Below are 20,131 nucleotides of genomic sequence, written 5' to 3' on the forward strand. Positions count from 1 at the left end.
CACACCCCATAAGGGCGTCCGCTGGCGCGGCCGGCTGTTGGGGCCAGGGGGTGCCGTCGCAGAGCTCCGGACCCCCTGAACCTGGTGTGTCTACGACGTTTTTTGGCTGCTGTCCTACGGATCGTACGTGCCCGCTCCACCCCCTCTAGCCCCTCCTCCGTCGGGGCCTGCAGGCCAGGAAATATCCTTCCGGCGCTCGTTCCTCACTTATTTCCTCCAGGAATTTCCCGTCCTTTGCCCTTACGGGTAGACGGGCCTGCGTCGGGCACAGCTCCGCAAGCTCCGCCAGCAGCCAAAAAACAACGGGGAGAGAGGGGAAGCTGGCCGGTCACCACGAGTCGCCCCACCCACCCCATTCCTCTGCAAAAGGAGCAACACCATGACTGAAAAACTGAACCTCAACGGTCCCGCTGACCTGCTCGCCACCGTCCCGCACCTGCTGGGAGTCAAGCCCGTGGAATCATTCGTCGTCCTCACCGCCCGGGCCGGGTCGCTGGGTGCAACGCTGCGGATGGACGCACCGGAACACGTCGAGCCGGGCAATTACGCAGAGACGATGACAAGCCACGCGGCCAACGATGAACTGGCCACCGCCTCCTACGTGATCGTCTACACCGACGAACACCTCAAGTACGGCTACCCCTACGCCGTGCACGTCGCGGCGCTGGTGAACGAGCTGGCTACCGCCAGGATGCCCGTGCGCAACGTCTGGCTGGTCACCTCCGGCTACTGGGCAGAGTTCGGCACCGACGAGAAGAACCCGCTGGCGCAGATCATCGACAGCCAGGCCAACGCAACCCTGACCTACTTCGGTTCCGCCACGGACGTCGATGTCTACAACCCGGCCCTGCTGGGCACCTGGGCACTGCGGGTCCAAGCGCCGGAAGGCAACGAAGAAGACATCGAGACGGCATGCGCGGCCTGGGCGGCCGTACTGGATGCCACCGAAAACCCCGACCAGGAGACGGCCCGGGAGATCGCGGCCGCTTTCCAGCACAAAATGGTCCGGGACTTCCTGTTCCGCGAGACCATCACCACCCACAACGGCAACTTCGCTGACGTGATGCTGGGCAAGTTCACCGCCCGGCCGGACTGGGACCGCGTGGACCGGGCCGAAGCCCTCGCGTTCGAGCTGATGAAAGTCGTCCCCGCCGGTCAGCGCGCACCAATGCTGACCCTGATGGGATGGCTGGAATGGCTCAAAGGCAACGGCACCCAGGCCGACCGATACCTCAAGCACGCGGCCGCGGACGTCCCCGGTTTCCGGCTGGCCGTCCTGCTGGGGGAACTGATCAGCCGCGGATCCATCGCCGAGGTCGCCCGGAACGCCGAAACCTCCTACAAGCGCCGCATCCTCTAACCGAAGGGGCCGGGTCGGGATCACCAAGAGATCCGGTCCGGCCCTTTTCGCGGTGGTGGGGCGGCCTCCTCCGCTTCGCTCCTCCGGCCGCCGTGACGCTGACGCGGGCGCAGCCACCAAACCCAGCGAACGCGCAGAAACCACGGTTACAGTGAAAGCCACGAACACTGCCATCGACCAGGGAGCGCGAGCATGGGAACCGAATACATCCTGACCGAGGACGACAAGCCCGGCCCCGACGCCAGCCTGGCCGAAGACATCATTGAGCTGAGCCTGCTTACCGCCGGCAAACAGAGCGCCCCCGTAGACATCGAATGGGCGCAGGAACACCACAACTTCTAAACACCACGCGGCGACGACGCCGCACAGATTTCCTTTGCAGAGGGAAAACAACGGAGGGGCCGGGCCACGTGCGAAGCGCACATGCCGGCCCTTCCTCACGCCCGCGCTTGCTCAGACAACCGGCGCCACAACACCACGGCAACAACGCTGTTCAGCACGGCGATGAAAACATCGCCCGCTGCGGGCCGGCCAACGATCAGGTCCACGGCCACCAGCACCAGCGATCCCACTGCGGCAACCGTGAACACGACAGCCAGGATCCGCAGCACGCGGGCAGGGTAGCCGGGACGCGGGGCCGGATCACTCATGCCCCCACCCTACCCAGGGACAAGTGCATGCTCGCTGGGCTCGCACTGGTTGCCGCTCCGCTGCAACCAGATGGCGGACGTCCGCTGGCGCGGCCAGCTGTTGGGTCCAGGGGGTGCCGTCGCAGAGCTCCGGACCCCCTGAACCTGGTGTGTCTAGGACGTTTTTTGGCTGCTGTCCTTCGGATCGTACGTGCCCGCTCCACCCCCTCTAGCCCCTCCTCCGTCGGGGCCTGCAGGCCAGGAAATATCCTTCCGGCGCTCGTTCCTCACTTATTTCCGCCAGGAATTTCCCGCCCTTTGCCCTTACGGGTAGACGGGCCTGCGTCGGGCACAGCTCCGCAAGCTCCGCCAGCAGCCAAAAAACAACGGGGGGAGAAGGGGAGCTGGCCGGTCAGCACGAGTCGCCCCACCCACCCCATTCCTCTGCAAAAGGAGCAACACCATGAACGACGAAAACCGCACCGCACGCGCCGCCCTTACCCGCCTCTTTGAACCCGGCGACCTTGTGGGCCGGGCCCTTGTGGCCAAACACGGCGCACACGCCGCGCTGCGAATCGCCATCGGCGCCCGACCCGCATTCCCGTTCTGGGATGTCACGGCGGACGAGCTGGCCGAAGGCCTGAGCCGGTGGGCACCACGCATCCACGACCTGGACCCGGAAAAAGACCTTGCCACCATCAACCGCCTCGGCGGCGGCTTCCTGGTCCCGGGCGACGAGCATTGGCCAACCGGCCTGGATGACCTTCCGGATGCCCCTTGGGGCCTCTGGTACCGGGGCAACCTCGGGAACGGGATCCCGGCACCGGCCCGGTGCGCGGCGCTGACCGGCTCCCGGGACAGCACCAGCTACGGCGCGGCAGTCACCGGCGACATCGCATATGGGCTGGCCCAGCGCGGAATCTGTGTCATCTCCGGCCTTGCCTACGGCATCGACGCCCACGCCCACCGCGCCGCGCTGGCCGGAAGCCAGGGAAACGGACCGGCGACCATCGCAGTGCTGGCCGGAGGCCTTGACCGGGACTACCCGTCCGGGAACGCGGACCTCGCGGCCGCGATCCGCGCCAACGGACTGACGCTCTCCGAGCTGCCCCCGGGAACCGCGCCGACCAGGCACAGGTTCCTGCAAAGGAACCGCATCATCGCCGCCCTGGCAGGGGTGACCTGTGTTGTGGAAGCCCGGTGGCGGTCCGGTGCGTTGAACACCGCCCACCACGCTGAGACCATCGCCCGGCACGTCGCGGCCGTCCCGGGCAGTGTCCACAGCGCCAATTCGGCAGGATGCCACCGGCTCCTGAAAGAAGGCGGCGCGGTGCTGGTGACCGACGCGGCCGAACTGACAGAACTGCTCGCCAGCTAGCCCAATAGGTGGCCGGCCTTCAACTGGCCGGTCACCGCTGGCGGTCCGCCGCAGGTGGCTGGCTCGGGTTGTGGTTGCCGGCGGCGGACCGCCGTTGGCGCCCAGGACGCGCACGGATCGCCTGCTGCTGGCGGCCCACCTGTCAGACGGGGCCGGGCCGGGCGGATCCGAGGAACTGGAGGAGGTGCATGCTCGCTGGGCTCGCACTGGTTTTCGCTTCGCTTCAACCAGTTGTTGGGCGTCCGCTGGCGCGGCCGGCTGTTGGTTCAGGGGGTGCCGTCGCAGAGCTCCGGACCCCCTGAACCTGTCTTGTCTACGACGTTTTTTGGCTGCTGTCCTTCGGATCGTACGTGCCCGCTCCACCCCCTCTAGCCCCTCCTTCGTCGGGGCCTGCGGCCCGCAAAATTCTTCTCCGGCGCTCCTGCGTCGCTGATTTCCTCCGAAAATTTTCCGTGCCTTGCCCTGACGGGTAGACGGGCCTGCGTCGGGCACAGCTCCGCAAGCTCCGCCAGCAGCCAAAAAACAACGGGGGAGAAGGGAAGCTGGCCGGTCACCACGAGCCGCCCCACCCACCCCAACTTCTCGGCAAGAAGGAGCAACACCATGAACGAAACACCCACGCTTGAAATGCTCGACCCGGCAACCCTGACCGTTGACATCAACGTCCGCAAGGACGCCGCCCTGACCGCTGACTTCATCGCCAGCATCAAGGAACACGGCGTGATGGAACCGGTGATCGCCCACCGCAAGGATGATGGCACCGTGCACGTCCTGATGGGCCAGCGCCGCACCCGCGCGGCTGTCGAAGCCGAACGGCCGCTCATCCCGGTCCTGATCATCGACTCACCCGAGGAAGCCGAGCGCATCGTGACGCAGGTCGTGGAGAACATCCAGCGCGCCGAACTGACCGAGGCCGACGAGGCCGATGCCTACCACCAGCTGTCCCTGATCGGTGTCTCGGCGGCCGCGATCGCGAAGAAGACCGGCCGGACCAGGGACAAGGTCGAAAACGCGCTCAAAGCCAAGGCCTCCACCACCGGGACCAAGGCCCTCGAGAGCGGCTACACCCTCGACATGGCCCTCGTGATGGCCGAGTTCGAAGGGGACCAGGACGCCATCGATGAACTCGAATCAGTCATCCGGGACGAACCGCAGTACTTTGACCACATCGCCCAGAAGATCCGGGACGACCGTGAATCCAAGGCCCAGCTCGCCGCACTGATCGAAGAACTCAGCGCCCAAGGCAAAGCCATCGTCGAAGACGCCGGACACTACGCCGACGAGGAGAACCTCTACGTCTCAGCGGCCAAGCGAGCCGACGGGGAACCGGCCACCGACGAGGACGCCAACGCCTACATCATCAGCACCAACTACCGCGGTGAACACAGGGCCGAGCCCGTCATCTGCGACTGGAAGGAACTAGGCTTCACCCCAAAGTACGAACGCTACAACGGGAGCGGGACCCAGGCACCGAAGGGCCCGATGACCGAGGAGCAGAAGGCCGAGCGGAAAACCCTGATCGCCAACAACAAGGCCATGGAATCAGCGACCAAGGTCCGCCGGGAGTTCGTCAAAACCCTGCTGGCCAGGAAGCAGGCACCGAAGGGCTGGCAGTACTTCACCGTTCACGCCATCACCCACCACTCCGAAACCGCCGGCGGCTACGACGGGAAGGTCGCGGCAGAAATGGTCGGTGCCAAGGTCGAAGAGACCAACCGGTGGGGATGGAACCCGCTCCGTGACCACGTCGCCAAAACCGAAGCGCGGCCCGAGTTCTCCCTGATCGCACTGGTGTGTGCAGGGTATGAAAAAACCATCGCCAAAGACTCGTGGCGGTCACCGAGCCAGACCCACCGGAACTACCTGAACCAGCTGGTCACGTGGGGATACACCCCCAGCGAGGTCGAGAACATCATCCTAGACGGCCAGAAGCCAGCCGAGGACGACGCCGCCTAAACTGGTACCGCCTTGCCGGGCGTCATCTGTCGCAACCGCCCGGCAAGGCCCCCGGCCACTCACCACGCAAAGGCCAGGAACCTTCCAGAAGTCGGGCGGTCCGCCGCCCAGGGCGAACCACAATGCCCACTCACCAGCGGCGGACCGCCATCAGCGCACCCATCAACCGCAGCACCCAGGTGCCGCGCTACCTGGGACAACGACGCTCGCTAGGCAGCTGCACCACCGACAACATTCAGCTAGGCTGAATCCGTAGATTTCCTTTGCCGAGGAGAACACCGAAGGGCCGGCCTAACAGCCGGCCCTTCGCTTGTTTCACCCGCCCTCAAAGCCGGTCCTTCTGATGCGACGCCTGCTCGCCGCTTCAGCTGTCAATTGGGGCTTTGGCGTAAGTTCGCCAAGCAGTAAGCCAGGGCCTCTTGAAACCCCTCTACTTCAATCAGCCTCGACCGGCCGCTCGGCCCGTGGGGGACGGATGCGACCGCAAAGATCTCGGGGGTGTCCGTAGCCATGATGAAGCCGACCTGCGACCCATTGCTGCGGTAAACGAGCCATTCGCCTTCACCCCTGGCGCTTCGCGTAGCCGGGGAACTTGGGGTTCGTTGACCATATCGATTCTTCTGGGCTTTCGTTCATATCTTCATGGTGATGCTGGCCGGCCCAACTTCTGTGAATGCAACACGCCGAGGTCACGGACCCGACAAAGGGCCGGCCTTTAAAGCCGGCCCTCCGCATTTGGGCTTAGCCCGGAACATTCCGAGGATCGTTGCCGTAACTGTTCTTGGAACCGATCTGGCCGTCCTGGTTCTTGATGACATGCTCGACCTTGTCGGACTGGGCCGCTTCCCGGCCTGCAGTTTCTGCTTCGTCCTTGGTGCTGTAGCCGGCACCGAACGCGCGGTCAGTGCCCTCGCGCTTGTTCTTCCACTGGCCGTCTTCGTAGTACGTCTCGATGTCGCCCTGAGCCACTGCACACTCCCTCTGCCGTTCCGATTCCTGCATTTGCTGCCCACATGTGGATAGCGAAAAAGCCCCGCAGCACGAGTCGTAAAGCGGGGCCTCCCTGGCAACCACTCCGCCTGATGGGGGACAGGCGGAGAAGCTGACACCAAACCTAATAGCAAGCATGCTTACCTTTCAAGTTGGCGCGCCGCTGGCCACCGTAGACTGTGCCCGGAAGGCAGGAATTTATTGGGGGAGAGCATGGCGCAGACGGTAGACGCTGCCAGAAGCAACAGTTGGCCGACTGGAACAAACGATGCGGGAAACTTTGGCTCAAGTACTTCGCCATAGTGCTCGTGCCACTGTTTATCCTGATGTTCCCGTTCATGCAGATGCTCTTCTACTTCCTGGACGTAACCGCCCGCTAGTTTCCGGGGAACTGGCCTACGGCCAGGCCGGATACTACGAGTACCAGGCCGCAAAGGATCAATCCCTGATCATCCTGACCGTCCTCCTTGTCCTCATCGTCGCCGTCTTCTACCTCAGTAACCGCTGGTACAAGAAAGCAATCCGCACCCTCGGCCCGCCGCCGGTCGGAGACACCAGCAGGTGGAACCGCTGGGTGCTCGGCAAGACGCAGGACTCCTAGAAACGCACGCGCGGGCACGTTCCCCATGGTCCAGATCATGCGCTGCCGGCGAACCGTCTGCTGTGGTTGATGTTCCTTCAGCAGGGACGACACCTATTCAGCAATGCCACTCCAGGCAGGTGCGCACATCACCCCGCCGGCCGGGGACTTCTCATGCACATGGGGGCTGAGGCTTCGGCGAACCTGCGGGGATGACCACAGTATCCGGCGGCGGGACACACCATCCGTAGCCGTGGTTCAGAACGCAGGAATCACACTCTTCTGAGGGAAATTGCGCGCCAAAAAAACGCTAGAATAAGCGGTAAAACTTCTATTCATTCAGTTGAATGACTGTTAGAATTGAAGTAGCAAGTCAGCCAGACGAACGAAACTCATTTGATACGAAACCAGGTGCTGAAAATGACTGCTTCACCCACCGCTTACACGGTCTACACCAAGCCTGACTGCCCCAACTGCGACAAGACGAAGGACTACTTCGACTCCAAGGGCATCACCTACACGGCCGTGGACATCACCGAAGTGCCGGCAGCGCTGGAGTACATCACCGCCGAACTCGGCTACTCCCAGGCGCCCGTCGTCGTGAACAACACCGATGACCAGGACCGCTGGTCCGGCCTGCGCCGCGACAAGCTCGTCCAGGCGGCCATGACTCACAAGGCAGCGTGAGGACCGTGGCCACCCCGCGCCCGGTCGTCGGGTTCAAGCTCAGCCCACGAATCCCGTTGGAGGTGGACCTCTTCCGGCAGGTCAACCCCAGCGGCAGGATTCCGCACAACGCTGCGGACCCCTACGTTGTGGAACCCGCCATTGTGGAACCCCTCGTTGAGGACCTGTACGACGGCTACCCCGTCCCAGATGAGGGAGGGGATGACCGGTACCTTGAGGCAATCAACCGCGCCCCGCTCGGGGAGGGCGGGCTCTGGGACGCACACACGGCGAACCAGTACCAACCCAACGACCTCACCCACGACGAACCGGGTGGGACCGAACCTCAGAACGAACCCACAACACACGCCGAAAACATCACCAGCACACGAGGAAAAGGAACCATCATGGCCGGCGAAACCACGCTTACTGTCATTGGAAACCTGACATCAGATCCAGAGCTGCGCTTCACTCCGAGCGGGTCGGCCGTCGCGAACTTCACCATCGCTTCAACGCCCAGGACCTTCGACCGTCAGTCCAACGAGTGGAAGGACGGGGAGACGCTTTTCCTCCGGGCCAGTGTGTGGCGGGAAGCGGCAGAAAACGTGGCCGAGTCCCTGACCAAGGGCATGCGCGTCATCGTTACGGGACGGCTGAAGTCCCGCTCCTACGAAACCAAAGAAGGCGAAAAGCGCACCGTCATCGAACTCGAAGTCGACGAGATCGGCCCCTCGCTGCGGTACGCGAACGCCAAGGTCAACCGCAGCCAGCGCAGCAACCAGGGCGGACAGGCCGGCGGTGGCTTCGGCGGCCAGGGGAGCAGCAATCAGAGCTCGCAGTCAGCCCCGCGGGATGACCCTTGGGGCATCCCCGCAACGAGCAACGCCGGCGGCGGCTGGGGCAACGGACCCGACTCCGAACCCCCGTTCTAAGCAGTACAACTGTCGGGGTCAGCAGATACGCTGGCCCCGGCGGGCACGGAAAGCAGGAACCTTGAAAAGGAACAATATGGCGGGGAGTAAGACCCGGAATGAGATCTGGTACTACTCCATTTTCGGGGCGGTTGTCCTGGTTGGAACCGTTGCGCTCATGCTGTTTGGCAAAAACTCCCGGGTGTCCGATGACATCGGCCCTCTGCTTGCCGGGCTGGTTCTGAGCACCTATGTGTTCCGCTTCGGCCTGCCTTGGAGGTGGCTGAACTTCGTGTTCCTCGCATCGTTCCTTGTCGTGGGCATGGTGCTGGGGCAGCCAGGGCTTATGTGGATGGGCGGATATATCGCAGGCGCTCAATTCGGTGTGGCTTGGCGGCTAGCGGTCGCTAAGTCCGAAGTGAAGTTCAAATGGGCTGTAAACGGTCAGGGCATGGACACCCTGACCAAGGCCCGTGAGGCAGCCAAGGAAGCCCTGCACTCACTGGACGGCAATAAGCATGGACGTGTCGTAGTGGAGCACGGCATGGCACGCTTTGAAGTCGCCGGGGCGCTGCCATCGAAATTGGTATGCCATCTGAATCCCGATGCCGACAGCGACTTTTCCTGGGCAGTCCTGTCCCAAGCCGGACATGGTTCCGATGAGTCAGTGGACGTTCCAATGGGTCGGATAAATGGCTTTATCCCTTCGCAGTACGTTCACAACCTTGATCCCGTCGAGGCGGCGCTGGAGGACTTCCTGCAGAATCCGAAATTTGATCCCCGCGGGCCGGAGTGGAACGCGGAGTCAATCGCTTTTGACCTGCGTCTCCACTCCTAGAGCCAACCAACCAGGAGGGGGTAGAACGTTGTTCAGACCACGAGCACGAGCAAAGGAAACACAGCCATGACGCACACAGATGACCTCCGCGCCTGGGCCAAAGGCATGTACACAATCGAGGCGGCCACAGAGTTGCTGATACGGGGCTTTGGTGGGAAGTTTGCCGGCCCCGGTAACCCATGGGTGCACACCAGCTCCGGGCCGCAAGGACCCGGCCAGATGAGTGCGTGGATCGACTTCGCAGCCATCGCGGAGGAGACGGGTGTCCTCTCCGGTGGGGAGCGTCGGTTCCTGCTCCTGGCGGCATCGTTGGCCGAGGATGTGCCGGTGGTTCTGGGTGACGTTGTGCCAGGCCTTGACCGGGAGAACCTTGACCTTGTCCTGGCCGCTATCGCCCATGCCGGCGGAAGCCACCAGCACTCAGACATCCGCACCAGTGCGGACGGTTCGATGACGCTGCACCCGGGCTACCTGGACAGTCTCCACCCGTGGCCGCAGGTGCTGCGTGCGGTCAAGTAGGCCAGAGGTGTGGTGATGGCGAAGCCCAAAAAGATTGCTGCGTTCACGCCCTATTACACTCAGGAGCAGGCCGAGGAGGTCCGTGCCGCTTTCGTGAATGCCGGCAAGACCGAAGAGGGTGACGCGAGCGTTTCGGACTTCATTGTCCGGGCCAGCATGCGTGAGGCGAAGCGACTGCAGCGCAAGTACAACGGCGGCAAGCCGTGGCCTCCGGTGCAGGCCGGCGAGCTGCGGCGAGGGCAGAGAACGATGGATGAAATGCAGCACCGAAGCGAGGAAACGTAGAGATGGGTCAGTGGACCGAAGACATGAACAAGACCGGCGCCCGGACGTCTCAGCCGTTCCCCAAGATGCTGACGATGGACGACGTCCAGGAAATTCTGAATCTCGGTAAACCAATGGTGTACGCACTGTTGAGAAGCGGCGAAATTAGGGCGGCGCAATTCGGGCCCAGGGGCATTTGGAGGGTTCGGGAGGATGACCTGGCCGCGTACATTAATGCCGCCTACGAGAAGACGGCAGAACGGATTGCTTCGGGCCAGGTCCCCGAGGGCGAGGCCCCCGCGGACGAGTAACTCGTGCCCGTATGAGACAAGTGAAGGCCGACACCCGCAATGGGGTGCCGGCCTTCACTTGTTGCTATGGCCAGCTTTTACGTGAACTCGCTAACCGCAGTGCCACTTTTTCGATATGGCGCCCGGCGGCCGCGGCGTCACCCCGGCGGGCAGTGTGGGGCTAGGCCCAGGACTGGTCCCGGTCGAGGCATGCCCCGCCGTTGTAAGCTACGTGGATTGAGCTGACCCTGTTTTTCATCGCGCCCAGGTTGAGACGTTCCCCCGGTTGGATGTACCAGGCGTAGCCTACGCAGCCGGGGCTGTCGTAGATCGTGATGTACGCGTACGTGTTGTTGATCAGGGATGCTGCGTTGTTGTTGACCTGGACGCCCCATCCGTTCCGTCCGACGGGGCCGTCGGTGAAGAGCTCGTTGCCCATGGTGGCGTCGCTGTTGGCGTAGTCGGCGCGTGCGCCCTGGAAGTCGGAGTTGAAGTAGAAGCACACCCGTGATGTCGGGCACGCGGTTCCTGTTCCTGACGCGTTGGCAGCGGGTGCGCCCGCCAAAATTGCGCTGGCGCTCAGAGCGAAGACGGCTCCGGCAGTAGCTGTTTTGTGCATCGCGAGTTTCATGATGTTCCCCAGTCATTTTTCACGGTATCCGGGCGTCCAAGACAGACGCCTTCCCTATTCTGTACCCTTCCCTGGCCGGGCAGCCATGGGGATATCTGCCCTAATGCTGGGTGGCTCGTTTGGGAAACGGTCTCGCTGCGGCTGGTGCCATTGTTCGAATCACGCGGGCCTGGGTGAGTTAGTGGTGACTAAGCGCCGTCCTGCAGCACGTGGTTGTCGCCGCCCGTTACCTTCCGGAAAGCCCCCCTGTGTCTTAGAACGCAAGCTCCCTGGAACGGTTCCGTTCTAACTCAAGGCCGCCACACTGTGTTGTCCCTGCTGGACAAAACCCAAGTAGCTCTTTAGGTGCCACGGCAGCGCTGGTCTTGGACCATGGGAGAGGCTGCCGCTGGTGCGTAGTTGCGGTCTAGGCTGTGCACATTCGCCGGTCCCGGCGGTGAGGTTCATGCGAGTAGTGAGCTGACGACTGTGTGCAGCCGGTCAGGTGGGTCCCGTCGTGCACATGGGTGCGGGAAAAGCCCGAAGGATTAAGCTTTTGCCGTGCCCATGTGGACGAGGGGCAAGCCTACTCAGCCCCGGTATCCCCACCGGCGGAGGATGGGGCGGCCTCGTCTGCGGTCCGGGAAGTGGCCGGCTTCCGGCGCCGCGTGGCGGCCCCGGACTCCAGGCCGAGCTTCTTTAGCTCCTCGGGGCTCCACCCGTCCTTTGTGGCGCGGACGTAGGCGCGTTTGTCTTCACGCTCGGCGTCGGCGAGCTGTTCGCGCAGGTCGGTAATGCGCTGCCTGGTCTTGACCAGGTTGGTGACGGACTCGATGCGCGAATCCAGCAGGGCGCGGGCCTGATTGCGGGTCTGTTCAATATCGATGGTTGGCATGCCCCCACCGTAACCACAGCGGAGTCCGGTTGTGTTGGAGCGACGCGCAGCGGCGGTCCAATTCGCAACCACGATCCCAGCCGGAGGCCTGAAAAGGCAGGTGAGCCGCTTCGACGGAGCAAGCTATACATTTCCACGGGTGTAAATGGCGTGTCGCTCACAGCCCTGTGGTTGTTCCCTTGGCACACTGGCTTGTGTGGTCCCCGGTTTCGGGGTCGCTGCGCTGGGCCGTTTGAGGGATTGGGGGAGTGCTTGTCTGACGAGAATGAAAAGCCACGTTCCCCGCTGTCCAGGCGGCGCCGTGCGAATGCTCCGGCGGGGACGAAGAAGCGCCGCGATGTGTGGGTGACGGCGGAGGAGGAAGCGGCCCTGATCGCGAAGGCTGCCCGGCAGAAGGTCACGGTCCCGAACCTGATGCTGAGCGCTGCGTTGTCGGAAGGCGCGGAGACGCCGACCGAGCGCAGGGCGGCGATGGCTGAACTGATGGCGATCCATACGTTGCTGGCGCGGGTGTCGAACAATGTGAACCAGATCGCCCGGCACGCGAACGCCGGCGATGAGTTCCCCCAGGACGCCAAGGCTGCACTGGCGTATGTGCGCGAGGTGGCGATGCGGATTGACAGGACGATTGAGGGGTTGATGTAGGGAATGATTCCTAACATCACCCGCGGCTCCCGGATGTCCGGGCTCATGCTGTACCTGGCCTCGACCGATGCTGATAAGACGAAGAACGCGCACTCCGATCCGCACCTGGTGGCCGGGGACGCGGCGATCATGGCCTGGTACGACGACGGCGTCCTGGACAAGGACGACGCGATTGCCGTCGCGAAGCATTTGGACCAGCCCCGCAAGGCCTTCGGCGTCGAGGTCTTGCAGAAGGATTTCCGCTGGGACCCGGTCAAGAAAGAACGCGTACCGAACGGGCACAAGCAGGCCGATGTGTGGCACTGTTCCCTGAGCCTTCGCGCCGAAGAAGGAGCGCTGACGGATCAGCAGTGGGGCGACATCGCGAACGACTTCGTCGACGCCATGGGGTTCACCGAGGCCAGCGGAAAAGCCCAGTGCCGGTGGGTAGCGATCAACCACGGCACGTCTGAGAACGGCAACCACCACATCCACATCGCGGTGTCCCTCGTCCGCGAAGACGGCACCAAAGCCTCCACCCACGGCGACTACAAACGCGCCCAGCAGACCTGCCGCGAACTTGAAACCAAGTACGGGCTCGAAGAACTCTCCAGTGTGCACGCCACCCGCGGCTACGACCGGGCCGAGAAGGCCACCGCCGTCAGGGACGAACGCGAAATGCACCGTGCCTCCCTGGCCCGGAAGGTGCGCGCCAGCGCCAGCGCGTCAGCAACCGAAGCGGAGTTCGTCCGCCGCGCCCGTGACACCGGACTGTTGCTCCGTCCGCGCTACGCGAAGAACACCACCGACGTCATCGTTGGCTACTCCGTCGCGGAGCGGCCAAGGCCGGGAGAGCGGCCTATTTGGTTCGGCGGCGGCACGCTCGCGTCGGACCTGAAGCTCGGTGCATTGCGTGAGGAATGGATGGACTCCCCGCACCTCGCTACCGAGGCCGCCGCGGAATGGAACGCGGCCGCGCGCAACAAACGCAAGGTCTCCAGGACCGGTCCCGAGAACGCCACCCCTTCAGCAGATGTGTGGGTGGAATACACCCGCAACGCCACAGCACTGGCCGACCAGCTGCGCACCATTCCGCGTGACGATCACGCAACCTGGGCGAAAGCAGCACGTGAAGTATCCGGTGCCTTCGCGGCATGGTCATACCGGCTCGAGGCTACGCCAGGGCCGCTGGCTGCCACAGCTGCCGAACTGTCCCGCACAGCCCAACTTCGGGCACCCCGGCAGCACGGCAAACCCGTCGCGCTGCCCTCCATTGCCGGCACGGCCATGTTGTTCATGGCAGCGTCGAGCAAGAACAAGACCGCTGCTCAAACGGCGCTCATGGTGCAGCTAATCAACACCGCCTTCGCAGTGTACGAAATGCACGCCCAGTCCGGCCGTGCCCGCGAAGCCCAACGCATCCGATCAGTGGTCGAAAACCAGCTCGCCCCATTCACCGCGACGATGCCCAAGGCCGCCCTTGTAGGAGCAGAACAACAGCCGGCCGAAGCGGCTGCAGTGCCGCCGAGGGCAGTCGATATTGCCCGCCGCGGCATGGCCCCGATCCGTCCCGGTTCGGTGGTTCCCACGACACCTACACCCGCAACACCAGCAAAGACCTATCAGCCCAGCCGCGACAACGGGCCGGGACTCGACCGATAAGAATCACACCACCAGTGCAAGGGGAACACCATGAGTGAATCAGACGGCATCGACGACTTTCTCGACAACGGAATGCGGCAATCCTTGATGATCGCCGCACGCATCGCAGAGACGCTGGCCCGCCGCCGACAGGAAGCCCAGCGACAGCAGGAACACCAGGACTACCAAGCGGCACAGGAAGCCCAGGCGCGCCTTAGAGCTGAACGCAGCTCAGCCCTCGCCGTCCTCGCACCCGTACAGAAGGATGAGTGGTGGGACAAGGCACAGCCGGCCGACATCGCCACGGCCCACGCCGTCGCGGAAGGTTGGAAAGATCACGACCCCGCCGCCCTTGAAGCCTCCGCGAAGATCCGCGGAGAAGTCCTCGCCCGCTACGGGATCGACACACACGACGTCGGCACGGACACGGCCTACCTTGAATCAGGAATCGCGACTATCGCCACAGAGAAGACCCGGCTGGACGAGCTGGCACGCAGCCAGGAAGAAGCACGGAAAGCCGCTGCCGAACACGAGAAAGCAATGCAGCTGATCGCCGCTGCGCAGGCAGAAGAACTTCGAGCCCAGGCGACAAAGCTGGCACCCGAAATGGAGCGCCACCAAGTACCCGTCGAGTACCTGGCAAACCCCGGACTGGCACAGGCCCTCCAACGCGCCCACAACGCGAAAACGCCCAAAGCTGCTGCGGCGGCAGACGCTGAGATCAAAGAGCGCCTGTTCCTCATCGGCAGGGACGGTATCAACGGCCCCGACATTGAGCAGCTACGCAAAGAAACCACTGCGACCATCAACGGTGCCGGCGACACACACTTCAAGGATCCCGCGTTCGTGAAAGCCGCCAAGGAGATGTACGAAGCCAAGCTCCTGGCCGAGGGCGGCTTCACAGGCTCTCAAGTGGCATCAATTGAGCAGCGGTATGAACGGGCCGAGAAGGAACTCTTCGCCCGCCTTGAAGGCGTTGGCCGAGAGATCGAAGACCGCGTCACAGGCAACGACAGCAACCGCTTCAGCGACCAAGGGCTAAAAGCGGAGAGCGAATCAGCTGCCGGCTACGGCTCAGCCGAACACCACGCAAAATTCGCGGAATCCCTCGAGAGCACCGGGGCCAACGAAGCTCAGATCCGCGGGCGGCTCACTGCGGCACGCAGCGAAGGCACCCACCCCAGCGCAGCAGTCACCATGGGCAAAGGCGCGGCCAAGGCCAGGAAGAGCCGTGCGGGGGCAGCCGTGGGAGCCGAAAGGTCCAAGGGCGGACCCAGCCGATAAAAACAGGAAGGCAATCAGGCGGAGGCGGGGCCGCAGCGCCTCCGTTTCGCATAATCTACCTGTCGCGAGGGCTTTGCAGTGTTCGTCGCGGTCGGCGGCCACGTGGCCGGCCCTCGCGCCATCCCGGCAGGACCTCATTCAGCAGAGACTCCTTCTCTGAAGACAGCTTTCCTTGGTTGTAGTTAATCCGCTGGGCGTGCAACCACACGCCCAGGACGCGTTCGTCCGCATCCGGGGTCTTCTGATGACGCGGCCACTCGCCGCCAGCATCCCGGATGTCCTTCACCTGCTGCAAGCGCTTCTGCCACCTGGCCTCGTCCTCGACCTTCCGCTTCGACGCCAGGTCCCAACCGGGAATCACATCCAGCCCGTCCCGGACAGCCGGGGAGAGGGTGCCCGCCTGCGCTTCCCTGCGCCGGAGGTAAAGCCACCTGCCCAGCGTCGCCTCCCGTGGTGACTTCGCATGGGCCGATGGCAGCCGGCCGCAGGTGCCGTAAAAGTCGACAACGTCTTGCAACATCGTCAGAAATGCAGTGGACGGCCCCTCAGACCTCGGCAGCGCAGCCGCATGCTCGGCTTCGAGCTCCGGTTCGAGCCTCTTCGCGACCTGCAGGTGATAGCGCACGGTGCTGGCGGGAGCTGCGTCCAGCACCGCGATCCTCGAGGGAGGGATACCCCTCCGGTACATGTCCACCCACTCAGCGTGAGGAGCAGCCCGTCGACTGTCCCTCATGCCTTATGAAACCCAGCCACGGTCATCCCCTAATCTTCTCCTTCGAAACAATCTATAGGGGGATCCCGCGCAGGCCTCTCAACAATGCTGGAAAGGCAACAAACACGGGCCATCTTGCGACAGACCAGCGGACCGTTACTGGAGAACGCCGGCTCAATCAACCACAGATCCGCGGCTGCCTCGCCGCGCCCCCAAGTGAGGGAGCACGCAAGTATGGCCCCCGGGTATAGACGCCGGTAGGGGCAGAACGGGGAGCAACCCGCCATGTCCGTGGCGATCGATAGGATCGAAACCATGACAGATTCCCGTGACCTTGCCATGCCCAACGGCTACGCAGACCTCCTCGGCGAGCTCAAGAACCGCGTCCGCGCAGCCCGCATACAGGCACTGCGCACCGTGAATACTCAGCTCATCGAGCTGTACTGGTCCATCGGGAAAACCATTTTGGAACGCCAGGAGGCCGAACAGTGGGGGAGCGGGGTCATGGGCCGGCTGGCCGATGACCTTCGGGCGGAATTCCCTGATATGAAGGGCCTTTCCCGCCGCAACCTCTTTTACATGCGCGGATTCGCCGCCGCCTGGCCCGAACCAATTGTGCAACAAGCTGTTGCACAATTGCCCTGGGGTCACATCACCGTGCTGCTCGACAAAGCAGAAACCGCGGACCAACGGACATGGTACGCCTCAGCCGCCGCAGAATACGGATGGTCCCGAAACGTCCTCCTGAACATGATGATGAACAGGTCAATGGAACGCACCGGCGCCGCGCCCTCGAACTTTGTCCAACGGCTTGTTGGACCAGATTCCGAACTCGCCCAACAGGTCGCCAAGGACCCCTACAACTTCGAATTCCTCGGCCTCTCAGGCGAAGTAGCCGAACGCGACCTCGAAAACGCCCTCACCAGCAGAATCACGGAAACCCTCCGCGAACTGGGCCCTGGCTTCTCCTTCGTTGGACGCCAAGTGCACTTCGATGTGGACGGAGATGACTTCTACGTCGATCTCCTGTTTTTCCACATCGAGCAGCTCCGGTACGTCGTTATCGAACTTAAGACAGGTAAGTTCCAGCCAGAATACGCCGGGAAGCTCAACTTCTACGTCGCCCTCGTGGACGATGTGCTACGGCGCGAACACCACAACGAGACCATCGGCATTCTCATCTGTGGTACCAAAAACGACCGCAGTGTCCGATACAGCCTCGGTCGTTCTACATCGCCCATGGCCGTGGCCGCCTACACCTACGACAAATTGCCCGCAGCGGAACAGAAAGCACTTCCCGACGAGGGACACCTCGTCGCCGCCTTGGAATGGGCCGAACCGGACTCCGAAGTAACCGAAAGTGCCGAGTAAAGCGCCTACCTGATCGGTCCTGCCCAACTTCTGGCTAACGACTTCGAAATCGACCCGTGCGGGAAGCAAGCCTGAATTGTCCAGAGAACTTTGGACAATTCAGCTGTTATGCGCATCGGGCCGGCAGAGTTGTCGTCGACATCATTGCTTTGTGCAGACACTGCCTGCACAGTGCAGCATCCAGGATCAGGCATCCCGTGAGCAAGAGTGGCGGGCAGCACGAACGTCCGGTTGAAATCTAAGACCTGATCAGTGGAGGGTGGCGAAAGGCTACTTCGGACTCTATTCTGACGCTCTTATCCTTGCTTCCTGACGTCAGGTTAGGGTGTGCCCAACCTGGACGTTCAGTGCAGGCATCGTGACGCAGTCAGCGTTGTGACCTTGATAGGGGATTCTGCTCATCTCCGTGAGGAGCGTCGACCGGAAGGAAAGAGCCCTCGTGGGGGAGTAGATGCGTACGGCCCGAGTAGTGCCAAACTCCAGTGTTCGGGAATCTTGGCCCCGAGAGACAGAGGACGGGACAGGTATTCCTGTCCCGTCCTTTGTTTGTTGTGGGCTATTCCCGAGGCGCCGCATGCCGAGGTGTGTTGCTGAAGCGGCCGGGGCGGTTGGTTATGGCATGTGGATAAACTGGCCCGGTCCTGGTGGGATATTGCCGAAGTAGAAGATTGCTAGTACGCCGATCCAGACAAGGCCGAAGACTGGCACGAACGGCATCACCCGTGCAATGAGGGTGCCCAACTTGAAGTCGGGGACGTACCCCTTGGCCATGGCGAGAATTACGTAGAGGAAGATGTGCATCGGTGAGATGCCTTGGGTGATTGAGTCTCCGATGCGGTGGGCTGCCTGCGTGATGGCGGGGGAGAGGCCGAGGATCATGAAGGCCGGCACCATGACTGTAGATTCCAGCGACCAAAGTCCGCTTCCAGAGGTTATGACAAGGTTGAGCGTCGCCGAGATCAGGACGAGCAGCAGCAGTACCCAGAATCCGCTCAAACCGAGGCTCTGGGCTCCGCTTGCCATCCCGACAGCCATCCATGTGCCGAGATTTGAGTAGGAGACCACGGCCAGTGTCTGGGCGATGATGAAAATGAGGACAATGAAGCCGGACATCTCAGCGATAGCGTTCTGCATGTGTTTGCCCACGTCGCGCTGTTCCTTAGATGCCGGGAGGGCCTTTGCGTATACCAGTCCGAAGACAATGAACGACAAGCAGATGATCACAGGGAGGATGTCGAGCATCGGGGATGGAATCAGGGTGCCGTCCTTGCCCTGCAATGGTGAGCCGGGGAACAACCAGGCGGCAACCAAGAGGGCGACGAAGGCGATGGTGGCGAAGACCGCGATTAGAACGGCTCGCTTCTGTGCAGTTGTGACGCCCGCGCCCGGTGTCTCGTGGTGCGGCGCGTCCGGGTTGGGCTTGTAAACTCCGAGCTTTGGTTCCAGGACTTTGTCGATGATGAATCCGCCGGCCGCCGCGAGCAACAGCCCTGCAGCGGCGCCGAAGTAGTAGTTCATCGCGATGTTGCCGTGGAACGCTTGGCCCATTGGCAGGAATTCAGCGGCTTTTTGGGTGATGCCGGCAAGTGAGGCGTCCAATGCGCCCATCAGGATGCCGCCTCCGTAGCCTGTAGCAATGCAAGCATAGGAGCCGATAAGGCCCGCCAGGGGATGACGCCCAACGGCGAGGAACACGAGCGCGGCAAGCGGCGGGATCACGATGAAGGCACCGTCTGACATGACGTGGCCTTGGCAGGCTACGAGGGCAACGACGTAGGGAACGAGCCACTTAGGTACCCTGGCGAACATAAGCCGCACGGCTGATTCAAGTGCACCGGTCCCTTGGGCAACTCCGACCCCCAGGACGACAACTAGCGCCGGGCCTAGCGCGGGAAAGGTTACGAAGGCCTTTACGACGCCGTTGGCGAGTTCCACAAGCGCGGCAGGGTCGAGGGCAGACCGGACGGGAAGGGGTTTTTCCGCCCCCGGGACATTGATGGTAACTCCGAATGCCGCCACGATGGCCGACGTGACGGCAACGACGACGAGAATTCCGACGAAAAGGATGAACGGGCTGGGGAGTTTGTTTCCTATCCGCTCCACGGCACCCAGGAATCCGCCCAGTCGGGGCTCGGGAGAATCTTCTTTTATTTGTATTGGTTGTCCAACTGACATGTCATTCCTCGGGGGGATGTTCTATCGCAACGTTGCGGAAGAAGTACTAAATAATTTTCATCTGACGGATGAGTGGTTTTCAAAACCTCTGTGAAAACCATGATCCAAGTCACATCGGATGTCAAGTGTCCTGATCCCTGCCATTCCCAGCTTTCAGTACCACTTAAGAGGCATAACTGCCTAAAACGGATGGGGTCACCGGTTTTGAGATCTGGAGTGGAAAGTGGACCGGTTCTCGTGTCGATCCGGCGGAAATTTTGGACTCAGTAGGGGACCACGGGACTCGGTGAAATATTTCAGGTAGTCGGTCTTAAAAGGTGCCCTTGCCTGCAAGCGGTAACCCGAACTAACAGGGTGGTCGAGCACTATCCGACCCAGCTGCTGTGATTCTGGTCCGGGTCTGGGTTCCACTGCTCGTGACGGCGCTGGCACGTTTAC

At 62.6% G+C, this 20,131-nt stretch carries 21 protein-coding genes; 15 read left to right on the forward strand and 6 right to left on the reverse strand.

The window, feature by feature from the left end; genetic code table 11:
- Positions 1 to 379 precede the first annotated feature (379 nt).
- The gene (locus AC5RUQ_RS16865; protein WP_493948477.1) at positions 380 to 1,360 is read left to right on the forward strand and encodes a DUF4192 family protein; all 981 of its coding nucleotides are present in this window, start codon (positions 380 to 382) and stop codon (positions 1,358 to 1,360) included.
- A 192-nt stretch (positions 1,361 to 1,552) separates the two neighbouring features.
- Positions 1,553 to 1,702: a hypothetical protein gene (locus tag AC5RUQ_RS16870; protein WP_476975823.1), complete on the forward strand. Its 150-nt coding sequence runs from the start codon at positions 1,553 to 1,555 to the stop codon at positions 1,700 to 1,702.
- 95 nt (positions 1,703 to 1,797) lie between these two features.
- Here AC5RUQ_RS16870 and AC5RUQ_RS16875 read toward each other — a convergent pair whose 3' ends face one another.
- Positions 1,798 to 2,010 carry a hypothetical protein gene (locus tag AC5RUQ_RS16875; RefSeq protein WP_493948478.1) on the reverse strand — a complete coding sequence of 71 codons (213 nt, stop codon included), beginning with the start codon at positions 2,008 to 2,010 and terminating at the stop codon, positions 1,798 to 1,800.
- A gap of 442 nt (positions 2,011 to 2,452) precedes the next feature.
- On the opposite strand from AC5RUQ_RS16875, the gene dprA reads away from it, so the two are divergent.
- Entirely contained in the window at positions 2,453 to 3,367 is a 915-nt protein-coding gene (dprA, locus tag AC5RUQ_RS16880) for a DNA-processing protein DprA (protein ID WP_493948479.1), read from the forward strand.
- Between the two features lie 603 nt (positions 3,368 to 3,970).
- Positions 3,971 to 5,323: a ParB/RepB/Spo0J family partition protein gene (locus AC5RUQ_RS16885; protein WP_493948480.1), complete on the forward strand. Its 1,353-nt coding sequence runs from the start codon at positions 3,971 to 3,973 to the stop codon at positions 5,321 to 5,323.
- A 741-nt stretch (positions 5,324 to 6,064) separates the two neighbouring features.
- On the opposite strand, the gene AC5RUQ_RS16890 is transcribed toward AC5RUQ_RS16885, so the two are convergent.
- Positions 6,065 to 6,292: a DUF2188 domain-containing protein gene (locus tag AC5RUQ_RS16890; protein WP_493948481.1), complete on the reverse strand. Its 228-nt coding sequence runs from the start codon at positions 6,290 to 6,292 to the stop codon at positions 6,065 to 6,067.
- Positions 6,293 to 6,581: 289 nt separating this feature from the next.
- Here AC5RUQ_RS16890 and AC5RUQ_RS16895 point away from each other — a divergent pair, with 289 nt between their 5' ends.
- The 7 genes from AC5RUQ_RS16895 to AC5RUQ_RS16925 all read left to right on the forward strand — a co-directional run bounded on the left by AC5RUQ_RS16895 (position 6,582) and on the right by AC5RUQ_RS16925 (position 10,402).
- On the forward strand, positions 6,582 to 6,914 hold the full coding sequence (locus AC5RUQ_RS16895; protein WP_493948482.1) for a hypothetical protein: 333 nt from the start codon (positions 6,582 to 6,584) through the stop codon (positions 6,912 to 6,914).
- Positions 6,915 to 7,313: 399 nt separating this feature from the next.
- A complete protein-coding gene (locus AC5RUQ_RS16900) occupies positions 7,314 to 7,580 on the forward strand; it encodes a glutaredoxin family protein (protein WP_493948483.1) in 267 nt (88 codons plus the stop codon).
- A 5-nt stretch (positions 7,581 to 7,585) separates the two neighbouring features.
- Complete coding sequence (locus AC5RUQ_RS16905; RefSeq protein WP_493948484.1) at positions 7,586 to 8,491, forward strand: single-stranded DNA-binding protein; 906 nt, start codon at positions 7,586 to 7,588, stop codon at positions 8,489 to 8,491.
- 157 nt (positions 8,492 to 8,648) lie between these two features.
- On the forward strand, positions 8,649 to 9,308 hold the full coding sequence (locus AC5RUQ_RS16910) for a hypothetical protein (protein WP_493948485.1): 660 nt from the start codon (positions 8,649 to 8,651) through the stop codon (positions 9,306 to 9,308).
- Positions 9,309 to 9,374: 66 nt separating this feature from the next.
- Positions 9,375 to 9,827, forward strand: coding sequence for an ATP-binding cassette domain-containing protein (locus AC5RUQ_RS16915; protein WP_493948486.1), 453 nt, complete (start codon positions 9,375 to 9,377; stop codon positions 9,825 to 9,827).
- A 15-nt stretch (positions 9,828 to 9,842) separates the two neighbouring features.
- Positions 9,843 to 10,112, forward strand: coding sequence for a ParB family protein (locus AC5RUQ_RS16920; protein WP_493948487.1), 270 nt, complete (start codon positions 9,843 to 9,845; stop codon positions 10,110 to 10,112).
- A 2-nt stretch (positions 10,113 to 10,114) separates the two neighbouring features.
- Complete coding sequence (locus tag AC5RUQ_RS16925) at positions 10,115 to 10,402, forward strand: helix-turn-helix domain-containing protein (protein WP_493948488.1); 288 nt, start codon at positions 10,115 to 10,117, stop codon at positions 10,400 to 10,402.
- Positions 10,403 to 10,562: 160 nt separating this feature from the next.
- Here AC5RUQ_RS16925 and AC5RUQ_RS16930 read toward each other — a convergent pair whose 3' ends face one another.
- The gene (locus tag AC5RUQ_RS16930; RefSeq protein ID WP_493948489.1) at positions 10,563 to 11,012 is read right to left on the reverse strand and encodes a peptidase inhibitor family I36 protein; all 450 of its coding nucleotides are present in this window, start codon (positions 11,010 to 11,012) and stop codon (positions 10,563 to 10,565) included.
- 565 nt (positions 11,013 to 11,577) lie between these two features.
- The gene (locus tag AC5RUQ_RS16935; RefSeq protein ID WP_493948490.1) at positions 11,578 to 11,886 is read right to left on the reverse strand and encodes a hypothetical protein; all 309 of its coding nucleotides are present in this window, start codon (positions 11,884 to 11,886) and stop codon (positions 11,578 to 11,580) included.
- 252 nt (positions 11,887 to 12,138) lie between these two features.
- On the opposite strand from AC5RUQ_RS16935, the gene AC5RUQ_RS16940 reads away from it, so the two are divergent.
- From AC5RUQ_RS16940 to AC5RUQ_RS16950, 3 genes are read left to right on the forward strand one after another with little or no spacing between them, the layout of a single operon-like run.
- A complete protein-coding gene (locus AC5RUQ_RS16940) occupies positions 12,139 to 12,531 on the forward strand; it encodes a MobC family plasmid mobilization relaxosome protein (RefSeq protein WP_493948491.1) in 393 nt (130 codons plus the stop codon).
- A gap of 3 nt (positions 12,532 to 12,534) precedes the next feature.
- The gene (locus AC5RUQ_RS16945) at positions 12,535 to 14,172 is read left to right on the forward strand and encodes a relaxase/mobilization nuclease domain-containing protein (RefSeq protein ID WP_493948492.1); all 1,638 of its coding nucleotides are present in this window, start codon (positions 12,535 to 12,537) and stop codon (positions 14,170 to 14,172) included.
- A 30-nt stretch (positions 14,173 to 14,202) separates the two neighbouring features.
- Positions 14,203 to 15,435 carry a hypothetical protein gene (locus AC5RUQ_RS16950; protein ID WP_493948493.1) on the forward strand — a complete coding sequence of 411 codons (1,233 nt, stop codon included), beginning with the start codon at positions 14,203 to 14,205 and terminating at the stop codon, positions 15,433 to 15,435.
- A gap of 55 nt (positions 15,436 to 15,490) precedes the next feature.
- Here the strand turns inward: AC5RUQ_RS16950 and AC5RUQ_RS16955 are convergent, their stop codons facing one another.
- Positions 15,491 to 16,087: a helicase associated domain-containing protein gene (locus AC5RUQ_RS16955; protein ID WP_493948494.1), complete on the reverse strand. Its 597-nt coding sequence runs from the start codon at positions 16,085 to 16,087 to the stop codon at positions 15,491 to 15,493.
- Between the two features lie 375 nt (positions 16,088 to 16,462).
- Here AC5RUQ_RS16955 and AC5RUQ_RS16960 point away from each other — a divergent pair, with 375 nt between their 5' ends.
- Positions 16,463 to 17,518 (forward strand): PDDEXK nuclease domain-containing protein, encoded by a 1,056-nt coding sequence (locus tag AC5RUQ_RS16960; protein WP_493948495.1) that lies wholly within the window; start codon positions 16,463 to 16,465, stop codon positions 17,516 to 17,518.
- A gap of 612 nt (positions 17,519 to 18,130) precedes the next feature.
- On the opposite strand, the gene AC5RUQ_RS16965 is transcribed toward AC5RUQ_RS16960, so the two are convergent.
- Entirely contained in the window at positions 18,131 to 19,693 is a 1,563-nt protein-coding gene (locus tag AC5RUQ_RS16965; RefSeq protein WP_493948496.1) for an AbgT family transporter, read from the reverse strand.
- Between the last annotated feature and the right edge of the window lie 438 nt (positions 19,694 to 20,131).

Source organism: Arthrobacter sp. MDT2-3, assembly GCF_059090465.1.